The organism is Ruegeria sp. N11 (assembly GCF_056531525.1).
In genome coordinates, this window is record NZ_JBQFLX010000001.1 from 313,188 (window position 1) to 334,449 (window position 21,262).

Annotated in this window: 28 protein-coding genes; 13 read left to right on the forward strand and 15 right to left on the reverse strand. The window is 57.9% G+C overall.

What is annotated here, in order from left to right; genetic code table 11:
* Nucleotides 1-16 precede the first annotated feature (16 nt).
* Entirely contained in the window at nt 17-802 is a 786-nt protein-coding gene (locus ACR0J8_RS01615; RefSeq protein ID WP_170609715.1) for an inositol monophosphatase family protein, read from the reverse strand.
* A gap of 321 nt (nt 803-1,123) precedes the next feature.
* Between ACR0J8_RS01615 and ACR0J8_RS01620 the strand changes: the two genes are divergently transcribed.
* Entirely contained in the window at nt 1,124-1,483 is a 360-nt protein-coding gene (locus tag ACR0J8_RS01620; RefSeq protein WP_170682068.1) for a hypothetical protein, read from the forward strand.
* A gap of 70 nt (nt 1,484-1,553) precedes the next feature.
* Here ACR0J8_RS01620 and ACR0J8_RS01625 read toward each other — a convergent pair whose 3' ends face one another.
* Nucleotides 1,554-2,459: a LysR family transcriptional regulator gene (locus ACR0J8_RS01625; protein WP_170609713.1), complete on the reverse strand. Its 906-nt coding sequence runs from the start codon at nt 2,457-2,459 to the stop codon at nt 1,554-1,556.
* Between the two features lie 94 nt (nt 2,460-2,553).
* On the opposite strand from ACR0J8_RS01625, the gene metF reads away from it, so the two are divergent.
* Nucleotides 2,554-3,420: a methylenetetrahydrofolate reductase [NAD(P)H] gene (gene metF / locus ACR0J8_RS01630; protein ID WP_170609711.1), complete on the forward strand. Its 867-nt coding sequence runs from the start codon at nt 2,554-2,556 to the stop codon at nt 3,418-3,420.
* 214 nt (nt 3,421-3,634) lie between these two features.
* On the forward strand, nt 3,635-4,321 hold the full coding sequence (locus ACR0J8_RS01635; RefSeq protein ID WP_480525572.1) for a J domain-containing protein: 687 nt from the start codon (nt 3,635-3,637) through the stop codon (nt 4,319-4,321).
* A 69-nt stretch (nt 4,322-4,390) separates the two neighbouring features.
* On the opposite strand, the gene ACR0J8_RS01640 is transcribed toward ACR0J8_RS01635, so the two are convergent.
* Complete coding sequence (locus tag ACR0J8_RS01640) at nt 4,391-4,909, reverse strand: YHS domain-containing (seleno)protein (RefSeq protein WP_480525570.1); 519 nt, start codon at nt 4,907-4,909, stop codon at nt 4,391-4,393.
* A 251-nt stretch (nt 4,910-5,160) separates the two neighbouring features.
* On the opposite strand from ACR0J8_RS01640, the gene yghU reads away from it, so the two are divergent.
* Entirely contained in the window at nt 5,161-6,039 is an 879-nt protein-coding gene (gene yghU, locus ACR0J8_RS01645; RefSeq protein ID WP_480888805.1) for a glutathione-dependent disulfide-bond oxidoreductase, read from the forward strand.
* Between the two features lie 43 nt (nt 6,040-6,082).
* Here the strand turns inward: yghU and ACR0J8_RS01650 are convergent, their stop codons facing one another.
* Nucleotides 6,083-6,871, reverse strand: a complete 789-nt coding sequence (locus ACR0J8_RS01650) for an SseB family protein (RefSeq protein ID WP_480525565.1) — start codon at nt 6,869-6,871, stop codon at nt 6,083-6,085.
* A complete protein-coding gene (locus tag ACR0J8_RS01655; RefSeq protein ID WP_480525563.1) occupies nt 6,864-7,451 on the reverse strand; it encodes a uracil-DNA glycosylase family protein in 588 nt (195 codons plus the stop codon). The genes ACR0J8_RS01650 and ACR0J8_RS01655 overlap by 8 nt, the downstream gene beginning before the upstream one ends.
* Before the next feature lie 225 nt (nt 7,452-7,676).
* Here ACR0J8_RS01655 and ACR0J8_RS01660 point away from each other — a divergent pair, with 225 nt between their 5' ends.
* The 4 genes from ACR0J8_RS01660 to ACR0J8_RS01675 are packed head-to-tail and all read left to right on the forward strand — an operon-like array spanning nt 7,677 to nt 12,248.
* The gene (locus ACR0J8_RS01660) at nt 7,677-8,336 is read left to right on the forward strand and encodes an ABC transporter ATP-binding protein (protein ID WP_170609701.1); all 660 of its coding nucleotides are present in this window, start codon (nt 7,677-7,679) and stop codon (nt 8,334-8,336) included.
* Entirely contained in the window at nt 8,314-9,897 is a 1,584-nt protein-coding gene (locus tag ACR0J8_RS01665; protein ID WP_480888780.1) for a KpsE/RkpR family capsule polysaccharide export protein, read from the forward strand. The genes ACR0J8_RS01660 and ACR0J8_RS01665 overlap by 23 nt, the downstream gene beginning before the upstream one ends.
* Before the next feature lie 5 nt (nt 9,898-9,902).
* Complete coding sequence (gene kdsA / locus ACR0J8_RS01670; RefSeq protein ID WP_480811930.1) at nt 9,903-10,736, forward strand: 3-deoxy-8-phosphooctulonate synthase; 834 nt, start codon at nt 9,903-9,905, stop codon at nt 10,734-10,736.
* A gap of 15 nt (nt 10,737-10,751) precedes the next feature.
* The gene (locus tag ACR0J8_RS01675; RefSeq protein WP_480490304.1) at nt 10,752-12,248 is read left to right on the forward strand and encodes a phosphomannomutase/phosphoglucomutase; all 1,497 of its coding nucleotides are present in this window, start codon (nt 10,752-10,754) and stop codon (nt 12,246-12,248) included.
* A gap of 54 nt (nt 12,249-12,302) precedes the next feature.
* Here the strand turns inward: ACR0J8_RS01675 and ACR0J8_RS01680 are convergent, their stop codons facing one another.
* The gene (locus ACR0J8_RS01680; protein WP_480888782.1) at nt 12,303-14,258 is read right to left on the reverse strand and encodes an AsmA family protein; all 1,956 of its coding nucleotides are present in this window, start codon (nt 14,256-14,258) and stop codon (nt 12,303-12,305) included.
* A gap of 98 nt (nt 14,259-14,356) precedes the next feature.
* Here ACR0J8_RS01680 and rimO point away from each other — a divergent pair, with 98 nt between their 5' ends.
* The gene (gene rimO, locus ACR0J8_RS01685) at nt 14,357-15,745 is read left to right on the forward strand and encodes a 30S ribosomal protein S12 methylthiotransferase RimO (protein ID WP_480525554.1); all 1,389 of its coding nucleotides are present in this window, start codon (nt 14,357-14,359) and stop codon (nt 15,743-15,745) included.
* Between the two features lie 97 nt (nt 15,746-15,842).
* Here rimO and ACR0J8_RS01690 read toward each other — a convergent pair whose 3' ends face one another.
* Entirely contained in the window at nt 15,843-16,031 is a 189-nt protein-coding gene (locus ACR0J8_RS01690) for a hypothetical protein (RefSeq protein ID WP_170609689.1), read from the reverse strand.
* Between the two features lie 228 nt (nt 16,032-16,259).
* Between ACR0J8_RS01690 and ACR0J8_RS01695 the strand changes: the two genes are divergently transcribed.
* Nucleotides 16,260-16,502, forward strand: a complete 243-nt coding sequence (locus ACR0J8_RS01695; protein ID WP_480525553.1) for a CDGSH iron-sulfur domain-containing protein — start codon at nt 16,260-16,262, stop codon at nt 16,500-16,502.
* Here ACR0J8_RS01695 and ACR0J8_RS01700 read toward each other — a convergent pair.
* The 5 genes from ACR0J8_RS01700 to ACR0J8_RS01720 form a co-directional block, all read right to left on the reverse strand.
* The gene (locus tag ACR0J8_RS01700) at nt 16,485-16,763 is read right to left on the reverse strand and encodes a DUF6455 family protein (protein WP_480525551.1); all 279 of its coding nucleotides are present in this window, start codon (nt 16,761-16,763) and stop codon (nt 16,485-16,487) included. The genes ACR0J8_RS01695 and ACR0J8_RS01700 overlap by 18 nt on opposite strands.
* Entirely contained in the window at nt 16,763-17,032 is a 270-nt protein-coding gene (locus tag ACR0J8_RS01705; RefSeq protein ID WP_170682081.1) for a DUF6455 family protein, read from the reverse strand. The genes ACR0J8_RS01700 and ACR0J8_RS01705 overlap by 1 nt, the downstream gene beginning before the upstream one ends.
* Before the next feature lie 15 nt (nt 17,033-17,047).
* A complete protein-coding gene (locus tag ACR0J8_RS01710; protein WP_480525548.1) occupies nt 17,048-17,299 on the reverse strand; it encodes a DUF6455 family protein in 252 nt (83 codons plus the stop codon).
* A 69-nt stretch (nt 17,300-17,368) separates the two neighbouring features.
* Nucleotides 17,369-17,737, reverse strand: a complete 369-nt coding sequence (locus ACR0J8_RS01715; RefSeq protein WP_480888785.1) for a YigZ family protein — start codon at nt 17,735-17,737, stop codon at nt 17,369-17,371.
* Nucleotides 17,734-18,441, reverse strand: coding sequence for a M48 family metalloprotease (locus ACR0J8_RS01720; protein ID WP_480525545.1), 708 nt, complete (start codon nt 18,439-18,441; stop codon nt 17,734-17,736). The genes ACR0J8_RS01715 and ACR0J8_RS01720 overlap by 4 nt, the downstream gene beginning before the upstream one ends.
* Before the next feature lie 120 nt (nt 18,442-18,561).
* On the opposite strand from ACR0J8_RS01720, the gene ACR0J8_RS01725 reads away from it, so the two are divergent.
* On the forward strand, nt 18,562-18,810 hold the full coding sequence (locus ACR0J8_RS01725; protein ID WP_170609675.1) for a hypothetical protein: 249 nt from the start codon (nt 18,562-18,564) through the stop codon (nt 18,808-18,810).
* On the opposite strand, the gene ACR0J8_RS01730 is transcribed toward ACR0J8_RS01725, so the two are convergent.
* Entirely contained in the window at nt 18,798-19,073 is a 276-nt protein-coding gene (locus tag ACR0J8_RS01730) for a DUF167 domain-containing protein (RefSeq protein WP_480525543.1), read from the reverse strand. The genes ACR0J8_RS01725 and ACR0J8_RS01730 overlap by 13 nt on opposite strands.
* A gap of 134 nt (nt 19,074-19,207) precedes the next feature.
* On the opposite strand from ACR0J8_RS01730, the gene ACR0J8_RS01735 reads away from it, so the two are divergent.
* Nucleotides 19,208-19,786, forward strand: coding sequence for a nitroreductase family protein (locus ACR0J8_RS01735; RefSeq protein ID WP_480525541.1), 579 nt, complete (start codon nt 19,208-19,210; stop codon nt 19,784-19,786).
* The gene (locus ACR0J8_RS01740) at nt 19,783-20,481 is read left to right on the forward strand and encodes an EI24 domain-containing protein (RefSeq protein ID WP_480525539.1); all 699 of its coding nucleotides are present in this window, start codon (nt 19,783-19,785) and stop codon (nt 20,479-20,481) included. The genes ACR0J8_RS01735 and ACR0J8_RS01740 overlap by 4 nt, the downstream gene beginning before the upstream one ends.
* Before the next feature lie 3 nt (nt 20,482-20,484).
* On the opposite strand, the gene ACR0J8_RS01745 is transcribed toward ACR0J8_RS01740, so the two are convergent.
* Nucleotides 20,485-20,760 carry a DUF1467 family protein gene (locus ACR0J8_RS01745; RefSeq protein WP_170609668.1) on the reverse strand — a complete coding sequence of 92 codons (276 nt, stop codon included), beginning with the start codon at nt 20,758-20,760 and terminating at the stop codon, nt 20,485-20,487.
* 22 nt (nt 20,761-20,782) lie between these two features.
* Nucleotides 20,783-21,187, reverse strand: a complete 405-nt coding sequence (mce, locus tag ACR0J8_RS01750; RefSeq protein ID WP_170609666.1) for a methylmalonyl-CoA epimerase — start codon at nt 21,185-21,187, stop codon at nt 20,783-20,785.
* Between the last annotated feature and the right edge of the window lie 75 nt (nt 21,188-21,262).

A 21,262-nucleotide genomic window follows, 5' to 3' on the forward strand; every position in this document is an offset into this window, starting at 1 on the left:
TGGCGGGAATGTTCCGTTATCCCCGGATCACCTTGGCGAAACTGTCAAAGATCGGCTCGTTGGCGCAAATGACTTCGCCGTCTGACAGAATTTCACCCTCAGGGTCCAGCGCCTGAACCAGCCCACCGGCTTCTTTCACGATGATGATGCCTGCGGCCAAATCCCAGGCGTTCAGGCGGCGTTCCCAAAACCCTTCGTACCGGCCAGCCGCGACATAGGCCATGTCCAGCGCAGCGGCACCCCAGCGGCGTACGCCGGCGCACACAGGCATCAGCCGGGCCAGATCCTGCAATGTCGCGGGCAGATCCGACCGCCCGCCAAACGGCAGACCCGTGGAAAACACGGATTCGATCATGCGGTGCCGGCCCGAAACCCGTATACGATGGTCATTCATCCATGCGCCTTCGCCCTTTTCGGCAAAGAACATCTCGTCCTTGGCCGCATCGTAGATCACACCGGCGACGATCTTGCCCTTGTGTTCCAGCGCGATGGAAATCGCCCAGTGCGGAAGGCCGTGCAGAAAGTTGGTTGTACCGTCCAATGGGTCCACAATCCAACGACGGGTCGGATCTTCGCCGTCGATCGAACCGCCCTCTTCCGCCAGCCAGCCATAGGTCGGACGCGCGCCCAGAAGTTCCTCTTTCAGGATCGCCTCGGCTGCAATATCGGCCTTGGAAACAAAATCTCCGGCACCCTTCATCGACACCTGCAGGTTTTCGACTTCACGAAAATCCTTGACCAAAGAACGCCCCGCCTTGCGCGCGGCCTTGATCATGATGTTGAGATTTGCACTGCCAACCATTGTGTATGGGCTCCTGTCCGGTCAAACCGCGCGTATACTGATGCATTGCGCCCTTGCCAAGAGGGTTGATGCGCATAGCAGCCTACCAAGCCGTGCATGATCCGCCGCACACGTTCAAACTCAGTTATCAGAAATTCCGCAGCGCACCAGCGTTTTGAAGGTTTGTTGTCCCGGCTGTGAACTTGAACACAGACACCTTGACAACGGTGTGTTTTTTGGAAGCTGCTCGACAGAGTTTTTTCAACCGTTAATCAGTTCAAATTTCCATTTTCCATTACCCGCATGCAATGCACGCATCTGACAAATTTTAGGAGTAGTAGTATGACGACATATCACGAGTTTCCGCGACAGGACATTGACCAGCTTGTAGAAACCGCACGTGCGCATTTTTCGGAAATGGACCTTTCGGCCGCGCCAACTAAGGAAATGATGCACGAAGCGACGCCGATGATCCTGGGTGAAACCTGCATTTCGGTCGAAGTGGAGAATGGCAAAATCTGCCTCAAAATTCCGATTGTCGACAAGAAGGTGTGCTTTCCGATCCCGCCGTCTATCCCCAATGGGACGGCCGCCAAAGCCTGCGTTAAAATCTGTACCACACTGGGCTTTCCAACCGGTGCCTGCGTGACCATCACGGCACTTGGTATCCAAGTTGTACATCAGTGTTTCGGCAAGTGTTGACAATTCTTCGGGGCCTTGTGATCGCGAGGCCCCTGCTAACAATTCCGGCATTCCCTTTCTGGCTCGAAAATCATTGCGCCTGAAGCCTGCGTGCCTCGGTCCGGGCCAGATTGACCAGTTCCTGCACAAACGGTTTTTCCAGATCTTCTGACCGGACCGCCGCGTACAATCTGCGCGTGATCCCTTCGCTGGTCAGGGGCCGGGTGACGTAATCCGAGTTGTACTTGACCTCGCGCACAACCCAGTCCGGCAGTACCGAAATACCGCGGTTTGAGGCCACCAGCAGCAGGATGACGGCTGTCAGCTCCACCTGCCGGATCGATGCAGGCTCCACACGGGCGGGTATCAGCAACTGGCTGAACACGTCCAGCCGCGTGCGTTCGACCGGATATGTGATCAGGGTCTGACCGCGAAAATCCTCGGCCTCGATAAATTCCTTTTGCGCCAGCGGATGCGCCGAAGCAGCGACAAAAACCGCGTTGTAGTCGAACAGTTCCACGAACTCGACACCCGGCAGGTCCTCGGGGTCGGAAGAAACAACCAGGTCGACCTCTTCTTTCTGCAAAGCCGGAAGCGCGTCAAAGGCCAGGCCCGGGCGAATGTCCACGTCGACATCCGCCCAGGATTTCCGGAATGATTCCAGCACCGGAAACAGCCATTCGAAACAGGCGTGGCATTCGATTGCGATATGCATGCGCCCGGTTCGCCCGTCCCGAAGCGATGAAAACTCGTGCTGGGCTGCCTCAACCTGCGGCAGGATCTGTTCGGCCAGGCGCAACAGGCGTACACCCGCCGCCGAAAGCTTCATCGGTTTCGAGCGGCGCAGGAACAGTTCAACACCGGCCTGATCCTCTAACCCCTTGATCTGATGGCTTAACGCAGACTGGGTAATGTTCAATTGATCTGCAGCCCGCGCCAGTCCACCGCAATCATGGATCGCCTTGATCGTACGAAGGTGTCGGAATTCAATGTGCATTGCTGTTCGACTCATGTTGTTCTTGAATTATATGAGTTTGTCTCACATAGCGGGACGTGGCACAAGGGATCCAGGTTGTTAAGACGAGGCCACGATGACCAAGCCAGATATCTCATTCGAGTTCTTTCCGCCGCAGACGCTCGAAGCTTCCTTTCGGTTGTGGGACACGGTTCACATTCTAGCACCGCTGGCACCACGGTTTGTCTCCGTCACTTATGGTGCAGGCGGCACCACACGCGAACTGACACGCGATGCCGTGGCGACCCTGCACAAGTCGCTGGATCTTCCGGTGGCCGCGCACCTGACCTGCGTCGATGCCTCGCGTCAGGAAACCCTGGAGATCGCCGACACGTTTGCCCGCGCGGGCGTTCAGGACATCGTTGCCCTGCGCGGTGATCCGCCCAAGGGTCAGGATCAGTTCGTTCCGCACCCGGACGGGTTTGCAAGCTCGGTCGAGCTGATTTCCGCGCTGGCCGAAACCGAGATGTTCTCGATCCGTGTGGGCGCCTATCCAGATATCCACCCAGAAGCCTCCAACGCGCAGGCGGATATCGATTGGCTCAAGGCAAAACTGGACGCGGGCGCGGAAGAGGCCCTGACACAATTCTTCTTTGAGGCCGAAACCTATTTCCGGTTCCGCGACGCGTGCGAAAAGGCCGGCATCGACAAACCCATCGTGCCCGGCATCCTGCCCATCGAGAACTGGAAGGGCGCACGGAATTTTGCCCGCCGCTGCGGAACGCGCATTCCGGCCTGGGTCGAAAACGCTTTCGAAAAGGCCGTGCGTGATGATCGCGAAGACCTGCTGGCGACGGCAATGTGCACAGAATTGTGCTCGGACTTGCTGGAGGGCGGCGTGGACAAACTGCATTTCTACACGCTGAACCGCCCCGAGCTGACCCGTGATGTCTGCTTTGCGCTGGGAATTACGCCGAAAACTGAATTGCAGAACGTCGCCTGACCCGGTTGGCACGTTCCATTCTGCCCCTGTTTGGCCACCGCCAGACAGGGGCTTTTTTCGAAAGCTCCTTTATTTCAGACGGGATGCCCCTTCCGGATGCGCCTGACGGACAATCCAAGATGGAATTGCCGCATTGTTCCCGCAACGCCTTAAATTTACCTGAAAATTTGACAAAGCCATGAAGCTGCTCAATGTGGTTTCAGTGTAGTGTTTAATGAGTGATTTGAGTATGGAGCCTGCTGACAAGATCAGGGCGCGCCAGGATGCTTTGGCACATCTCGGCCTGGACCCGTCTGCTAATTCCGATGACATCCGCGAGGCGTGGAGACATATCGCGTTTCATGCCCATCCGGACCACACCGAAGGTGACAGTTCCGGCTTTGCCAATGCCAAGGCGGCCTACGATCTGCTGCGCCGAGAGGGCATGGTTGCAAAAGGGACTGCCGGGTCAGCCGCCCGAAAGCCACGCCGTCCGAAAATTCGCAAACGGGTCATCGAACTGGACGCAACCGCAATCGACGCCTGCCGGGATATGCTGCGCAACGTCCTGTCGCAATCGAATGGATCAGATGCTGATCCGGTTTCTTCCGGAAAAGGTGCCCAGTCTGCATTGTCCGACCACATCCCCGAGGCTGTCGGGTGCAATGGTCGGCATCTGACTTATTTTGTGACCTCCTCAGTTTGCGAAGGGGCGAACCGCGTGGCCCTGCCAACAACGGTCCTGGCCGGTTGCCGGCACGCCGAAACCGAGGTTTTGAGTTTTCAGTCGAAAGAGTCAGGCGCAGGAGAGGTTGTGGTTCCTGACGCAATCATGGCCCGCAAGTTTCCCGGTGCCAAAAGTGTCAGGATCCGGTTCGAATCCGATCAGCGCACACGCGACGATTATTGCATGGCAAGTTGAGCCCTTGCCGCAAAGCCAAAGCCCGGCATCGGTGGGGAGCCGGGCTTTGGTGATTTAAACAGGTAAGGCTCAGTTTGTTATAGGGCCTTCCGAAGTGAACTTTGGGATTACACTGGTCGAGGCGGCGTCGGGTTCGATACCCGGCCAGTTGCCTTCGGCCAGATTGATGTTGCCGGGCACGTCCTCTTCCCAGAACCCGACCACAACATCGGTAATGTTGAGGTACAGCTTGTCATCCACGATGCGCCACAGGTTCGGATTGCCCGGAACCTTGCCGCCTTTGGAAACGCCATAGGCGCAATGTCCGTCATATTGCGGAGCGTAATAGGCAGGATTTTCAAGGAACTTGTCGCGGTTTTCTGCGCTTGAAAAGGCCCACGTGGCACCATTGTAATCTGCCGTGAAGTTTGCGTTGCCGCGAACGGCTTCGGGCTGAGACTGCCCGACCGGAACCTGATCCAGGCCGCGATAAGCGACAACGTCGTAGCCCGAGACGGCAAATCCGGTTCCGTCAATATACTGATCGCCGGCAAAGGCGGGCACGGCCAGGGTCAGCGCGGTGGCAAGGGACAAGGCAAAGCGTTTCATGTCATAAATCCTATTGGGTCCGGGGTTAGCAGGATCGCCCGTTTTGCGGGTCTGGTCAGAGCATAGGCAATACCCGGTCAAAACATAGCCCCGCTCGCGCCGCTGTGAGGTCGAATGAGATTTCGTGACGGGTTTTGCAGCCATTGTTACAAAACAGACCTGTTAACCGGGGTTGGACTCTGCCGATTGCAATATTAGCTGTTGGGATGTCGGACAATTCCTCCCACTTTGCTGAGAAAGGCAAGATAGAGATGAGCGAGCAACCCACCTATGAACCCCCAAAGGTCTGGACATGGGACAGCCAAAGCGGCGGACAATTCGCCAATATCAATCGCCCGATCGCAGGCGCGACCCATGACAAGGACCTTCCGGTCGGTCAGCATCCCCTGCAGCTTTATTCGCTGGCCACGCCCAACGGGGTCAAGGTCACTGTCATGCTGGAAGAACTTCTGGCGCTGGGGCACAAGGGTGCCGAATACAATGCGTGGCTGATCAATATCGGTGAAGGGGATCAGTTCAGTTCAGGATTTGTCGAGGCCAACCCGAACTCGAAGATCCCGGCCCTGTGGGACCGGTCGGGTGACAAGCCAGTGCGCGTGTTCGAAAGTGCCTCGATCCTGTTCCATCTGGCCGAGAAATTCGATGCGTTTCTGCCCAAGGAAGGGCCTGAACGCACGGAAGTCATGAGCTGGGTGTTCTGGCAGATGGGAAGCGCGCCCTATCTGGGCGGCGGGTTCGGCCATTTCTATGCTTACGCGCCAGAGAAATGGGAATATCCGATCAATCGGTTTGCAATGGAAACCAAGCGGCAACTGGACGTGTTGGACAGGGAACTGGCCAACAAGACCTATATCGCTGGCGAAGACTATACCATTGCTGATATGGCAATATGGCCGTGGTACGGGCAACTGGTTCTGGGCCGCCTATACAGCGCAGCCGAGTTCCTGGACGTCGATTCCTACAAGAACCTGATGCGTTGGGCCAAGGCGGTCGATGCGCGGCCCGCGGTACAGCGAGGCCGCATGGTCAACCGGGCCTTTGGCGAGCCGCACACGCAGTTGCACGAGCGTCACGACGCCAGCGATTTCGAAACCCGGACGCAGGACAAACTGGAACCTGCCGCCGAATAGTCTTGCCCCCTGCCGTCACGGCAGGGGACATCCGGCTACTTAATTACTTAAGAATTGGCGGCCGCTCGGGATCACTACCGGGCGCAAAGCGCCCGACATCACGCTTTTCGGGCTGCGGCAGGTCAAACCGCAGCCCGACTTTTTCCAAACTTAACGTGACTTGGTCCCCGGGCGCGAAAAAGCCGACATCCATCGCGCCAGCTTCGATTCCGGAAAATGTCAGCGCTTCGGACGCGGCTTTGGCAAGGGCCGGTTCTGCGCCTTCGACCGCCCCGACAAAACCCAGCAAATGACCAGATGCTCCGCTGGCCGATCTGGTTCCGGCCAGGAAAGCAGCCTGCGCCAACCCCACCGCCGTCGCCAGTTTGGTATCAAGCGCCGTCAGCAGTTCATCCGGAAGACCCGCCGGGGGAAGGAACTCGGCGAGTTGTTCCTGAACCTCTTGCGGGGAATGCTGAAGGGTCTCCGTCAGCCATCCCAAAGCCTCTGGCGGGATCAGCATCGAGGACGGGGCGACCTCGAGGTTGAGCCCCAGACCAATTCGCTGCCCTGCCAGCAGCGATGACAGAACCCGTCCGGACAGGGCGACATAAGGAACGGGACGACCTGCAAACCGGGCAAGCCGGTCTTCACGATCAAACGCCAGCACAAAACGTCCGTCCGCCACATCGAACACCTCGGGCGAGACGTTATCGTCCCGCGCTTCTTCCGTCAGCAGCAGGAACAGCTCAGCGTCTGCCAGCCGTTCAAAGAACTTCAGCCGGGCTGCGTCATCCTGTGGGGCAGCCTCCATCGCGGAATGGGCGGCATCCAAGGCCGTTGTCTCAGTCATTCAGAACCTCTTGCACCCTGGCGCGCAGAACCGGCAGCAGGTCTGCCTCGAACCAGGGGTTCTTTTTCAGCCATGCCGTATTGCGCCAGGACGGATGAGGCAAGGCAAAGACCTGCGGCGCGTGGTCTCGCCAGTTCCGAACCGTCTCTGTCACGGACGTACGCGTGCCCAGATGGTAGGTATGGGCATGGGCACCGACCAGAACGGTCAGCGGAACCGCTCCCAATGCTTGCATGACTCTGTCATGCCAAGTCTCGCCACAGATTGCGGGCGGCGGCAGATCGGCCTTGCGCGTATCATAGCCGGGAAAACAGAAAGCCATCGGAACGATTGAAACACGGGATCGGTCATAAAACACGCTCTCATCAATCCCCAACCAGTCGCGCAATCGGTCGCCCGAAGGGTCTGTGAAGGGACGACCTGAGTCATGCACCCGCGCGCCCGGTGCCTGTCCTGCAACAAGGATCGGCGTTCCGGGACGGAACCAGACTACCGGGCGTGGCTCATGCGCGGTTTGCGTCGCGGCAAAACGCGCTTCGCAGATCCGGCAGGACCGGATTTCCTGGGCAAGAGTGGTCATCTGGTGGCAGCAATTCCTAAGACAGGTTTCCAAACGGGCTTCGCTGAAAGATAGAGACCGCGCGCGCCTGCGCCAACTGCCGTTATATCACAAAAGCCACAGCACCTTGTGGGGCGCATTGATCATTTGTTTCACAATTCGACATAATGTAGCCAACAAGAACTCGTAAACGATGCGTTCTTTCATCGAGGAAAGACCGCAACTCCGAAGCGAAACAGGCCAGCAATGCTTGAATTCGAAAATGTCAGCAAGTCCTTCTGGACCGGCACCCGGCGCAAGGTGATCCTTGATCGTGTTTCCTTTCGGATCGAACTTGGCCGCTCGGTTGGGATACTTGCACCCAACGGAACCGGAAAAACCACGCTGATCAACATGATGGCCGGTCTGGAAAAACCCGACGAGGGGGTGATCCGCCGCGAATGCAAGGTGTCCTTCCCAATGGGGTTTACCGGAGGGGTTTCCGGCAAGATGTCGGCGCTGGAAAACTCGCGCTATATCGCAAAGATCTACGGCATGGACCCCGACTATATCGAGGCATATTGCCAATGGCTGTGCGGTCTGGGCGAATATTTCAACCAACCGCTTGCGACCTATTCATCCGGCATGCGGGCCCGGTTCACGTTTGCGCTGATGCTGGCGCTGGACTTCGACATGTACCTGATAGATGAGGGCATGCCCGCCACAACCGATGTCGAATTCAACAAGAAAGCGGGCTCGATCCTGAAAGAGAGATTGCGCACCACAACGCTTGTGATTGTGTCGCATTCTCCAACCACTCTGGAAAAATTTGCGCGTCAGGCAGCGGTTCTAGTGGACGGGCAGCTTTACATGTTTGAAACCTTGGAAGAGGCAAAACAGTTATATGACTACCAAACCCAAGGCTAGAAAATACAACTGGCGCCGAAAACGCCAAGGCGAAGGTACACCAGATGCGCGCGCAGATGCGATTTCGCGTATTCGAAGTGCGACTCAACCACCCGAAGCGGCCAACAGTAAACAGCCCGGAACTGAACTGGACGAAATCAAGCGCGAGGGGCTGACCGGGCGCCAGTTGCGCATGGCACGACGGCTGGCACAAAAGAACGGGCTGGCGGCCACGTCGGATTATGACGCGGTTCGCCTGTTGCGCAAAAAGGGGATCGACCCTTTTCAGGGCAACAACCTGCTGGATCTGGCGGCTGCGGGTAACAAGGACGAACAGGGCACGGCTCAGGTCGAGGACAAGGTAACGGTCCACCTGCCGCAAACTGTCGGAGATAAATCCCATCCCCTGCCCGGCCCGGAGTGGAGCCCGACTGAACGGCGCAACTATGAGATCAGCCAGATCCAGAAAGAGGTCGCCCGGCGTCGCAAACGGAAATTGTTTACCCTGTTTGCCCGTCTGGCCGCGTTTGTGCTGCTGCCCACATTTGTTGTGGGGTATTATTTCTATCGCGTGGCGACCCCGATGTATGCCAGCGTCTCGGCGTTTTCGATCCTGCAGGCCGACGGCGGCGGCGGTTCGATTGGGGGCCTGCTTTCCGGAACGCAGTTTGCGACAGCACAGGACTCGGTCGCGACGCAGGAGTTTCTGGAATCCAAGGATGCCCTGCAACGTCTTGAACGCGATACCGGCTTTGCTGAAGTCTTCAAGCAGGATTGGATCGACCCGGTGCAGCGGTTATCCCCCGACGCCAGCCTGGAAGAGACGTACAAACTGTACAAGCGCATGGTGACAATCGGCTACGACCCCACGGATGGAATCGTCCGGATGGAGGTTGCGGCCCCGGATCCGGATATCGCCGTTGATCTGTCGAACCGGCTGATTTCCTATGCCGAAGATACAATCAATGGCCTGACCGAACTGAAACGCGAAGACCAGATGCGGGACGCCATGAAGGGGTTTGAAACCGCCCAGGAAGAGCGGCGCAAGGCGCAAGAAAAGCTGATCGAACTGCAGCTGGAAGGCGCGGTACTTGATCCCGAAAACGTTCTGGCGGGACTACGCGGCCGGATCAACGAGATCGAGATCTTGTTGCAGGACAAGGAACTGCAGCTGGCCGCCCTTCTGGACAACCTGCGGCCCAACAAGGCTAAGGTCGATGGCGTTACCGCCGATATCGAACGGCTTGAGGTCGTGCTGGAGGAACTGAATGCCGAGATGCTGGACGCCTCGGCAGGCGAAAACTCGCTGGCGCGGCTGAGTGTCAGAATTCAGATGGCGCAGGCCGATCTGGCGGCGCGGGACATGATGCTTCAAACAGCCATGCAGCAAGTGGAAACAACGCGCACCGAAGCCAACCGTAAAGTTCGGTACCTGACAGTCTCGGTCAACCCCGTCCCCAGCCAGGAACCCAGCTATCCGCGCAAGTTCGAAAATACGATTTTGGCTTTCCTGTTGTTTGCTGGTATCTACCTGTTGATCTCGCTTACCGCGTCGGTCCTTCGTGAACAGGTATCCTCGTAAGACACATGAAACATGTAAAAATCTCCGACCTGACGGTTGGCAACGATCTTCCACTGACCGTCATCGCCGGCCCCTGCCAACTTGAAACCGCCGATCACGCCCAGATGATCGCAGGCACCATGAAAGAAGCCTGCGATGCCGCAGGCGCGCAGTACATTTTCAAGGCCTCCTATGACAAGGCGAACCGCACCTCGTTGTCCGGCAAGCGCGGCATGGGCATCGATGCCGGGCTGAAGGTGCTGGACGACATCCGCAGCTCGATGGGCATCCCTGTACTGACGGATGTCCACACCGAGGCCCAGTGCGCAGTCGCGGCCGAGGCGGTTGATATTCTGCAAATCCCCGCCTTCTTGTGCCGACAGACCGACATGTTGCTGGCCGCAGGTGAAACCGGCAAGGCCGTCAATGTCAAAAAGGGTCAGTTCCTGGCGCCGTGGGAGATGGGCAATATCGTCGACAAGATCGAAAGCACCGGCAACCAGAACATTCTGCTGACCGAGCGCGGCACATCCTTTGGCTACAACACGTTGGTGGCCGACATGCGATCACTGCCGCAAATGGCCAAAACCGGCTATCCGGTCGTGATGGATGCCACACATTCGGTTCAACAACCCGGCGGCAAGGGCGGCTCGTCCGGCGGGCAAAGGGAATTCGCGCCGGTGATGGCCCGTGCGGCGGTTTCGTTGGGCGTCGGCGCCGTGTTCATCGAAACCCACCAGGACCCAGATACCGCGCCGTCCGACGGCCCCAATATGATTCCGCTGGACCAGATGGGACAGCTGATTGCCACATTGATGCGTTTTGATGCGCTGGCCAAAGAAAACCCCATTCAGATTTAACGATTGAGAAGAATTATGACCAAACCCACGCCTGAGGTGACCCCCAACACCTGGAGCTTTCTGCGCGATGCGATGATCAAACCCACCGGGTTCCGCGAATATGACGCCCGCTGGAAATACCCCGAGGAAATCAACCTGCCCGGCATGACCGCGCTTGGTCTGGGGCTTGGCACGCAGATGCGCAGACGCGGGATCGAACCGGTGATTGCAGTGGGCAACGATTACCGCGACTATTCTCTGGCGATCAAGAACGCGCTGATCCTGGGGCTGATGCAGGCGGGTATTCAGGTCAAGGATATCGGCCCGGCCCTTAGCCCGATGGCCTATTTCGCGCAGTTTCATCTGGACGTGCCTGCCGTGGCGATGGTCACGGCCAGCCACAACCCGAACGGCTGGACCGGCGTCAAGATGGGCTTTGACCGCCCCCTGACCCATGGTCCGGATGAGATGTCCGAGCTGCGCGATATCGTCCTGAATGGCGAAGGTATCCCGCATGAAGGCGGATCTTATGAATTCGTCGATGGCGTGAAAGAGGCGTATATCGACGATCTGGTTGGCGATTTCAGAATATCCCGCCCGCTGAAAGTTGTGTGTGCCACAGGAAACGGGACGGCATCGGCCTTTGCCCCTGAAATATTCGAGCGGATGGGCGTCGAGGTCGTGCCTAGCCACAACCGGCTGGATTACACCTTCCCGAACTACAACCCCAATCCCGAAGCCATGGAGATGTTGCACGACATGTCCGACACTGTGAAATCCAGCGGCGCCGATCTGGCGCTTGGGTTTGACGGGGATGGCGATCGATGCGGTGTGGTCGATGACGAGGGTGAGGAGATTTTCGCCGACAAGGTCGGCGTCATCATGGCCCGCGATCTGGCCAAGCTTTATCCCAATTCGACCTTCGTGGCCGACGTGAAGTCCACGGGTCTGTTCGCCAGTGATCCAGAGCTTCGGGCGTATGGCGTAAAGGCGGATTACTGGAAGACCGGCCACAGCCACATGAAGCGCCGCGTGAAAGAGATCAACGCCCTGGCCGGGTTCGAGAAATCGGGCCATTACTTTCTGGCTGAACCAATCGGTCGCGGCTACGACTGCGGCATGCGCGTCGCGGTCGAGATCTGCAAGCTGATGGACCGCAATCCTGATCAGAGCATGTCTGACCTGCGCAAGGCGCTGCCAAAAACGTGGTCGACGCCGACCATGTCACCCTATGCAGCAGACACCGAAAAATACGATATCCTGAACCGCCTTGTCGACAAACTGGTCGCCAAGGCCGACGCTGGCGAAAGCTTTGCCGGACGTGCGATCAAAGAGGTCGTTACCGTCAACGGTGCCCGTGTCATTCTGGACAACGGCAGCTGGGGTCTGGTACGCGCATCGTCCAACACGCCCAACCTTGTTGTGGTTTGCGAAAGCAGTGAAAGCGAAGGCGAAATGCGCGCCATATTTTCGGATATCGACGCGGTCATCCGTACTGAACCGGGCGTCGGCGATTACGATCAGACCATCTGATGTATCAACCGGGGCGCGGATCGCGCCCCGGGTTTTTCTGACCTGGCCGTCATTTCAGTCCGCGCCCAGCAGTTTCAGCAGACCTTTTTTTGCCTCTTCCTCAAGCTTGTTCTTGATGGCATCTTCGATCTGGTCACTGTCCGTAATCGTTGTGTCCAGTTCGCCGCCGACTTTTTCAAAGACCTTCTGCTTGGCGTCATCTTCAAGCTTTTTGAGTTCTGCATCAGCCGCGGCCTCGATCACCTTGCTCAGGTCCGGCCGGATCGAGGGGTTGCTCCAAGGCCCCTGTATCCGCACCGGCACGGCGATGCCCTGACCCGAATTTGCCCGCAATGCGACCGGGGTGAACAGGTAATCGATGTCCCGGGCACCCAGCCCGACACGGCCTTTTCCATCCGCCCGGTAGTTATCCAACAGCATCAGCAGATCGTTGTTGGTCAGCGTGCCCTGATCCATCGTGAACGTGGCCGACAAGCTGTTGAACACCGTTGTGCCGCCCGTGCCCTGCCCCCGGCCCATCAGACGGTCGAGATCGATACCTGCGATTACCCCTCTGCCGACATTGACGCCCCCTTTTCCGCTGAGGGATCGCATGATCTGGTCTTCGGTTTGCCCGACGCCCAGAAACTCGAGCGTTCCCGATCCGGTGCCCGAAAGCCGTTCTATCCCGGCCAGCGTTGAGAGCATCTGCTTCAGGTCAATCCCGTCAGCCCTAAGGTTGCCGCCCACCGACAGCCCGTTCTGGTTGTTGACCACCATCTGCCCGTTCAACTGTCCTGAGAACAAGGTGGCCGGGTGCATTTGAAACACAGCCCGCGCCCGATCAAGGCTCATGGTCAGATCGCTTTGGCCGAATGTCATTCCAGGAACCGCAATTGAGGTGGCCGTCAGGCGGATATTGCCGTTGGCCAAAGCCAGGGCTGATGCATCAATCGGGTCTTTGGACCAACCCGTGTCAGGCGCAGATGCACTGGATGCTCCACCACCGGTGGAGGCATCGGTGCCAGCAATCTGAGACAGATCCAGATCACCCGCGCCCAGCCGGGCCGTGATCTGAGGCGTATCGGAAATGACAATGTCCGCCTCGCCAGTCAGGCGGTTGTTGTCCAGAATTGCGGTCATATCCCGCAAGGCGACCCGGCCGTCGCTGGTATAGGTCATCTGACCGGATACATTCGCCACACGCCCAAGCCCCTGCGGCACATAAGTTCCGGCCTGCCCGAAGGCCGCCAGCATTTTCTCGGTGTTTGACGATTGGACCTCAAGCTGGCCGTCCATTTCCCCGGCCAGGTTGACCCGTCCGTCAAACCCGATCTGACCACCCGGCGCCGCAAGCAGCAATTCCAACGCGGTCACGTCTCCGGACGAAAATGCGGGTAGGTCGGGTATTTTCAGATCGACCTTCACGGTGCCGCCGGGCACCGCCATGCTGGCCACCATCACCATTGGAGCGGTGACTTCGGGCCAACTGGCCGACAAATCGACATTCGCGAAATCCATCGTTGTGACACCGTTTTCGATGTAGATCAGCCGCACACGGGTCAGTTCCAGAAACTCCAGCGTGACCGTGCCAGCTTCGGCATCCGGCGCAGATCCCCCGGGATCGCCACCCGAAGTGGCAGCCGTCGCAGTGCCAAGTTCCCAGTTTGCGCGCCCATCCGACACTTCCAGTCGAAGAACCGGGTTTTCTGCCACGACCCGTTTGATCCTTATGTCACCGGACAACAACGCCGCTGCGTCGACACCGACCATCAGACGTTCCGCGCTCAGCATTGGTTCTGGCCCGGCCCATGCAGCGTTACCAAACGTGACGGGCCCGGTTTCCATTCCCAGAACCGGCCAGAAGGACAGGTTCACGTCTCCGGACAGGTTCAGGTCGCGACCTGTCTGCGCCCGAACCTGCTCGGCCAGAATCGATCCCAGTTTTTCGCCCGGCATCAGCAACAACGCGCCAATCACCAGCCCGATTACGGCAACGAATACGAACAGGATCCGCAACAACCACTTCATCTTTCTGCTCTCCGCCTTTTTGGCTTTTCTTTGCTTGGGATCATTCAAATCAAAAGCGGGATTTGCAAGGGGAAGCGTTCCCCACTATATGCCGCGCCATGAGCACGAACCCGCCAAACCTCCGCCCCGACCTGGCACCTGCCGCCCGGATCACCGATACGCTCCGTCCGAACCAGCCGACCATCGGTATGGTGTCCTTGGGCTGCCCCAAGGCTTTGGTCGATAGCGAGCGTATCCTGACCCGTCTGCGTGCCGAAGGGTACGGCATTTCGCCCGACTATTCAGGGGCCGATGCCGTCATCGTGAACACATGCGGGTTCCTGGACAGCGCCAAGGCAGAATCGCTGGATGCAATCGGCGAAGCGTTGGTGGAAAACGGCAAGGTCATCGTGACGGGCTGCCTAGGCGCGGAACCGGACTACATCCGCGAGCATCACCCGCGGATCATGGCCGTTACCGGCCCACATCAATACGAACAGGTGCTGGATGCCGTGCATTCGGCAGTTCCGCCCGATCCGGACCCGTTCGTCGACCTGCTGCCAGCCTCGGGCGTCAAACTGACACCACGCCACTACAGCTATCTGAAGATTTCGGAAGGCTGTAACCACAAATGCAAATTCTGCATCATCCCTGACATGCGCGGGAAACTGGCAAGCCGCCCAGCCCATGCGGTGCTGCGCGAGGCGGAAAAGCTGGTTGAAAGCGGTGTGCGCGAGTTGCTGGTAATCTCGCAGGACACCTCGGCCTATGGGCTGGATCGCAAATACGACGTCAACCCGTGGAAAGACCGCGAGGTACGCAGCCACATCACCGATCTGGCGCGCGAGTTGGGACAGTTGGACGCCTGGGTGCGGCTGCATTACGTCTATCCCTACCCGCATGTGCGCGAACTGATCCCGTTGATGGCGGATGCTGGCTGCAATGTTCTGCCCTATCTGGACATCCCCTTTCAGCACGCCCATCCGGATGTTCTGAAACGCATGGCCCGCCCGGCCGCCGCAGCCAAAACACTGGAAGAAATCGCCGCATGGCGCGCGACCTGCCCCGACATCACCCTGCGTTCGACCTTTATCGTGGGTTATCCGGGCGAGACAGATGCCGAATTCCAGACCCTGCTGGACTGGATGGACGAAGCGAAACTGGATCGCGTTGGCTGCTTTCAATACGAAAACGTAGACGGTGCCCGGTCCAACGACCTGCCGGATCACGTTCCTGCTGACGTCAAACAGGACCGTTGGGAGCGGTTCATGGAAAAGGCACAGGCAATTTCAGAGGCCAAGCTGGCGGCCAAGGTTGGTCAGACGATTGAGGTCATCGTCGACGAAGTCGACGAAGACGCCGCCACATGCCGCACGAAGGCAGACGCGCCCGAGATCGACGGCAACCTGTTCATTGACGAAAACTTCGAATCCCTGAAACCGGGCGACATCGTTTCTGTCGAGGTCGACGAGGCCGGAGAGTATGATTTGTGGGGAAAACTGGCCTGACCAAAAGACGTCAATCGCCGTGACGACCGGCAATTGGGACATTCAGATCAGGGCGCGGATTTGCAGGCGGCCCTGAACAGGACCGCCTGCGAAAGGCTTATTGGGAAACTGGATTACAGACAGTCTGACCCGCTTCGGTTGTGGCCAGTTCATAGCCTGCCGGACAGCTCGGAGAACCGTATTTGTCATAGTCAGGCTGGATATAGACCGGGGCCGGCTCTTCCTGCTGAGAGCAGGCGGTCAGAATAAGGGCAAACGCACCTACGGCTGCGAGTTTCAGTTTCATGTCCGTCAATCCTCTATTACTTTTCTGATATTGCCCGGTTTTTCGGGCCAATCTCAGAATAAGAGTTGGCGGGCGTTCTGGCAACTAAACAGATCACAAATTCGTTATTTCGGGCAGAGTTACGCTGGTAAAGGCGACCACGAGCGCTGAAAATTCCACAACCGCTACCCTTTTCAGGCCTATGTTCTAAACTATTGAAATGACATCAGCCAACAACGGAGCAGCCAAATGGCCGACAGCCCGATCATTGCCCAGAAAGGCCCTTATCCGGTCGAAGTGACCGAAGGGAAAAGCTATTTCTGGTGCGCCTGCGGTACGTCCAAGAAACAACCTTTTTGCGACGGATCTCACAAAGGAACCGGGCTGGAGCCGGTGAAATACACTGCCGAAGCAACAAAGAAGGTGTTCTTCTGCGGCTGTAAGCAGACATCGAAACCGCCATTGTGCGACGGCTCACATTCGCGTCTTTGAAGACTTTCTAAGCGCCTCAAGAGCAGAGGCGTTTGCGCAGAAATCAGGCGCCTTTTCCGGTGGTGACTGCTGCGTTGCCAGCCATAACTCACATTTGCTGCTACAATCCGCTGCCCGGCACCGAGTAACGATTTCGGCAAATCCGTGGGGCGACAGTTTCCCTTCGGCCATCGCATCCGAGAACGAAACCCCGATGATCCGTGCGGTCGATCGGGTAAGCCAGAAATGCTTGTCGATATCTCCCAGTCTGTCCGAAGCCATCACTTGCATCCTTTTTGCCGGGCTTTCAGCACCGCAAACTGAGCCTTGTTCATACAGATTTCAGGGGCGTTGGACGCGTCTTCGCAGCGGTCCAACCATTCAGGACAGGCACTGGCCCAGTTACAGCCCCGGCATCGCTGCACCATGTTGCTCCAGTCCCGTTGGGTTAGGTGCCCGCCCTTATGCGCTGCGGCGATGTCTACGCCGGTCGCCTGCCCCATGCGCAGGACCAGTCGAAGATGGGTCATGATGTGTCCCAGTGGTGACATGGTACATCCGGCCGCTCAGGGTTTCAGTTTGTTCAGCAACTCCTGATTTCGGCAGTATTCCGGCGTCTGGCTTGTGGCTACCACTTTGGTCAGGAAGTTCTCGCAATGGCCGGGATTGGGGCAATCGGTGCAGCGCAGAACGGCATCGGAAATCGCGTCGATCGAAACCTGGCCAGCGATGGCGGCTTCTTCCAGATCAACTCCGACTGTCGTGGCCATCTGGTCCAGAAGACCGGCATGGCGTCGCAATGTGTTACGGCTGAGCATCACGCATCCTTTCCCGTTCGCGTTACAAGAAAGGATATCGCACCCGGTCGCGTCAGCCTTTGACTCAGGTCAAGGTGCCGCCGCCTGATGATCCAGATAGGCGCGCGTCGCATCCTGCACGCGCCGAAAGCGGTCGCCCCCCAGTTTTTTCCCGCCGTACCAGCGCGTTACTACGATCAGATGGCTTCCCAGACCTGCCCGCTCCATCATTCGCAGGATCACCATTCCGGCCCCGCTTTCGCCGTCATCCGCTTTGAGCGCACCGGTCGGCAGTACCGCAGCCCAGGTATTGTGCGTGGCTTTCGCATAGCTCTTGTCAGATTTCAGCTCACTCAAAACCGCATCGATTTCATCCCGGGTCTTAACTGGCGCACCGGATACCGCATATTTCGAACCGCGATCTGTCAGGATCACGCCCATCCGGACAAGCGATGTCATGGGGTCAGCCCCAGTTGCCGGGCGGTTTCCTGAACTATCTGCACACGCTGCGCGTTAGGTGGATGGGTGCCAAGAAACTTGTCACCCGGATCAGGAATGCGATTGAAATACACTGCCCCTACCAAGGGGTTGTATCCCGCCCTATAGGTAATGACGGTGCCCAGTTGATCGGCCTCAAGCTCGAAATCCTTCACATAGGCCTGCACACCGACCTGTGCCCCCAGTTTCTGCCAAGCTTCGACATCAGCGTCATCTCCTCCGTCGAGGCGCGCGAGGTCACCGAAAATCACCGCGCTTTCCTGCGAATTGTTCGACTGCCTGGCAAGGTGACCCAAAACGTGATGCGCGGCCTCGTGCCCCATGACAAACGCCAGTTCGTCGGCGTTCTTTGCTGAATTGATCATGGTCTGTGTGAAAATGATCACCGGTTGCCCGTCATCATCCAATGTCTGAAACGCGTTTTCTGGGGCCCGTGGGTTCAGATCAACCATGATCGTAAAGTCGCAGTTCCGGTTGCCCGACTGTCGCAAGCATTCAGTGCGCGCCGCTTTGCCGACTGCTCGGCTGATTTCGCGGAACTCTGCGGACGAGACCTGAGAACCCGGGCTTTCACTGTCCCAATCCTCGGCAGGCAAAACGCGCAAAGTACCGGCATCGCAGGCCGCCAACAGAACAGAAACCAGCAAAAATGTCAGGCGGCGCATCAGTAATCCTTTGGACCGGTCATACCGTATCGCAACCATAGCGTGCCACGCCGGGAACGGCCACGTCTGATTGGCAGTCAATGGGTTGCATTACCTGCGTTGGCCCTGCACTTTGCTTTTATGTTTTCGATTGAGCATGAATTCGACTCGACAGTCATTACCCTGGTGGACGAAGGCGAAAAGCCTTTGAACGAAGATGTCGTTATCAACAGTTTCGCAGAATGTGTGACGCTTGAACAATTGGATCCGCGCACGGACCAGGTTCAGAAAATTACCCTGTCACCCGAACAGGTGCGCGACTTGGCGGCGGCGCTGGACCTGCCCGAGGGGGTCTATCAGATACGCGAAACGCCACCTCAGGGATCATAGACAAAGGTTTTGTCACGAGCGGTCTGACCGTGCTTCAGGATCAAGACAGACGCCGAAATCCCCATGGAGCGTGCCAAAAGATTCCGAACCGCCTTGTTTGCCCTTCCGTCTTCAGGTGCGGCGGTGACACAGACACGCAGAGTGGTGCCGTCCACCGCAATGCTGTCACGCGCTGCTTTTGGAGTAACCCTGACCGAAATCTGTTTGCCCGGCACCACATGTGCGCTCAGATCCGGTAAATATCGCAGTTTTGCTTTGACCATCCTGCTTCCCTGTTCGCAACACCCTTGCATGAACGGGGACAGAGTGAAATTGATCTGACACCAAAACAGCTTGCCCTTGAATCAGAGGCAGTGCCACCCAAGATACAAACTGCCTATGTAAAGGAAGTTAACATATGCCTCTCAAGAATCCGGCTGCTCTGGAGTTTCTACAAATCCGCCGCTCACGTCCGGCCAAAACGCTGATCGCGCCAGCCCCCACACGGGAAGAACTGATGCCACTGCTTACGGCAGCAGCTCGCAGTCCGGATCATGGCAAGCTCGAGCCCTGGCGTTTTCTTGTGCTGGAAAAAGGGGCGATGGCCCGTCTTTCGGAGCTGACCGGGGACTGCGGCGCTCGACTAGGGAAATCGCCTGAAGATATTTCCAAGGCCCGCAGCCAGTTCGACATGGGTCATCTGGCCGTAGCGGTAATCGAGGTTCAGAAACCATCGGAAAAAATTCCCGCCATCGAGCAGACCTATTCCGCCGGAGCGGTCTGTCTGGCGCTTTTGAACGCGGCGCTAGCCGCCGGCTGGGGCGCGAACTGGCTGTCAGGCTGGCAAGTCCATGACCGCAAGTTCTGCAAGGACGCTCTGGGCCTGGCCGATCACGAGCGTGTAGCGGGCCTGATTCACATCGCGACCGAAGGAGCGGAACCACCGGAACGCCCGCGCCCGGATGTGACCGCGCTGACGCAATGGGTTGTTGAATGATTATCTTTCAGTCGTTCTTTCTGGCGCTCGGCCAGATCGGAGATCCGAGATTCCGCAAGGTCCTGCTGCTGGGCGTCGGCTTGACTTTCGCATTGCTGGTCGTGGCTTATGCCGGTTTCCTGTGGCTTATCAATGCGCTTGTCGGCGACCAGGCCACTTTACCCTTGCTGGGTGAGGTCACGTGGCTGAACGATCTGCTCAGTGTCTCCTCGCTGCTGTTGATGATGGTACTGTCCGTGTTTCTGATGGTGCCCGTCGCCTCGGCCATCACGTCGATGTTTCTGGATGAGGTCGCGCAGGCCGTCGAGGACAGGCACTATCCCAATCTGCCACCGGTTGCAGGAATTCCGGTCACCGAGGCGTTGAAGGATACAGTGAACTTTTTGGGCGTTCTGATCGCGGCCAACCTGCTGGCGCTGGTTCTTTACGTGATCTTCACGCCGCTTGCCCCGTTTATCTTCTGGGCGCTGAACGGATTCCTGTTGGGGCGTGAATACTTCACTCTGGCAGCGATGCGCCGACTGGGCCGCGATGGCGCGCGCAAGCTGCGCGCCAGGCATTCCGCAACCATCTGGATAGCCGGCACGTTGATGGCAATTCCGCTGTCAGTGCCGCTTGTAAACCTGCTGATCCCCATTATCGGAGCAGCCACGTTCACGCATATCTACCATCAACTGTCAGCCACGGACTTGTAAGGGCTATCCCTGCCGGTCAAGCTGGTTCAGCCAGTCGAAATCCTGCACCGAGATCACGCCGGACACGATGATACCGGCGATGATGGCCCACAGGACGGCCGAGATTCCGGTGGTGATCCACATCTTTTTCTTCATGTGATGCACTTCCGGAGCACCCGCATGGGTGCCCGGAACGATCTCGCCCAGATCGCCCTGAGTTTTGATACGGATGGGCAACACCACCAGCAAGGTCATGAACCAGATGACCGCAAACAAAACAATCGCTGCCGTGATCGTCATATCAGACCCTCCGAGGCTGTGGTCAGACCTGCTCGAGTTCGACCAGACATCCGTTGAAATCCTTGGGGTGCAGGAACAGAACAGGTTTCCCGTGGGCACCGATCTTGGGCTCTCCTGATCCCAGGACACGGGCGCCGGTTTCCTTCAGGTGGTCACGAGCGGCAATGATATCTTCGACCTCGTAACACACATGGTGAATGCCGCCCGCAGGGTTCTTTTCCAGAAACCCGTTGATCGGGCTGTTGTCGCCCAGCGGATAGAGCAGTTCGATCTTGGTGTTCGGCAACTCGATGAAAACGACGGTTACACCGTGGTCCGGCTCATCCTGAGGCGCGCCAACCTTTGCGCCCAGCGCGTTGCTGTATTGCGCGGATGCGGCTTCGAGGTCCGGAACGGCGATGGCGACGTGGTTCAAACGTCCGATCATTGTGCTCTCCTGTCGTTTCTGCGTTGCAGCGTTTATGGGCGCAGACGATCAAAAGGGCAAGGCGCGACGGCCCCG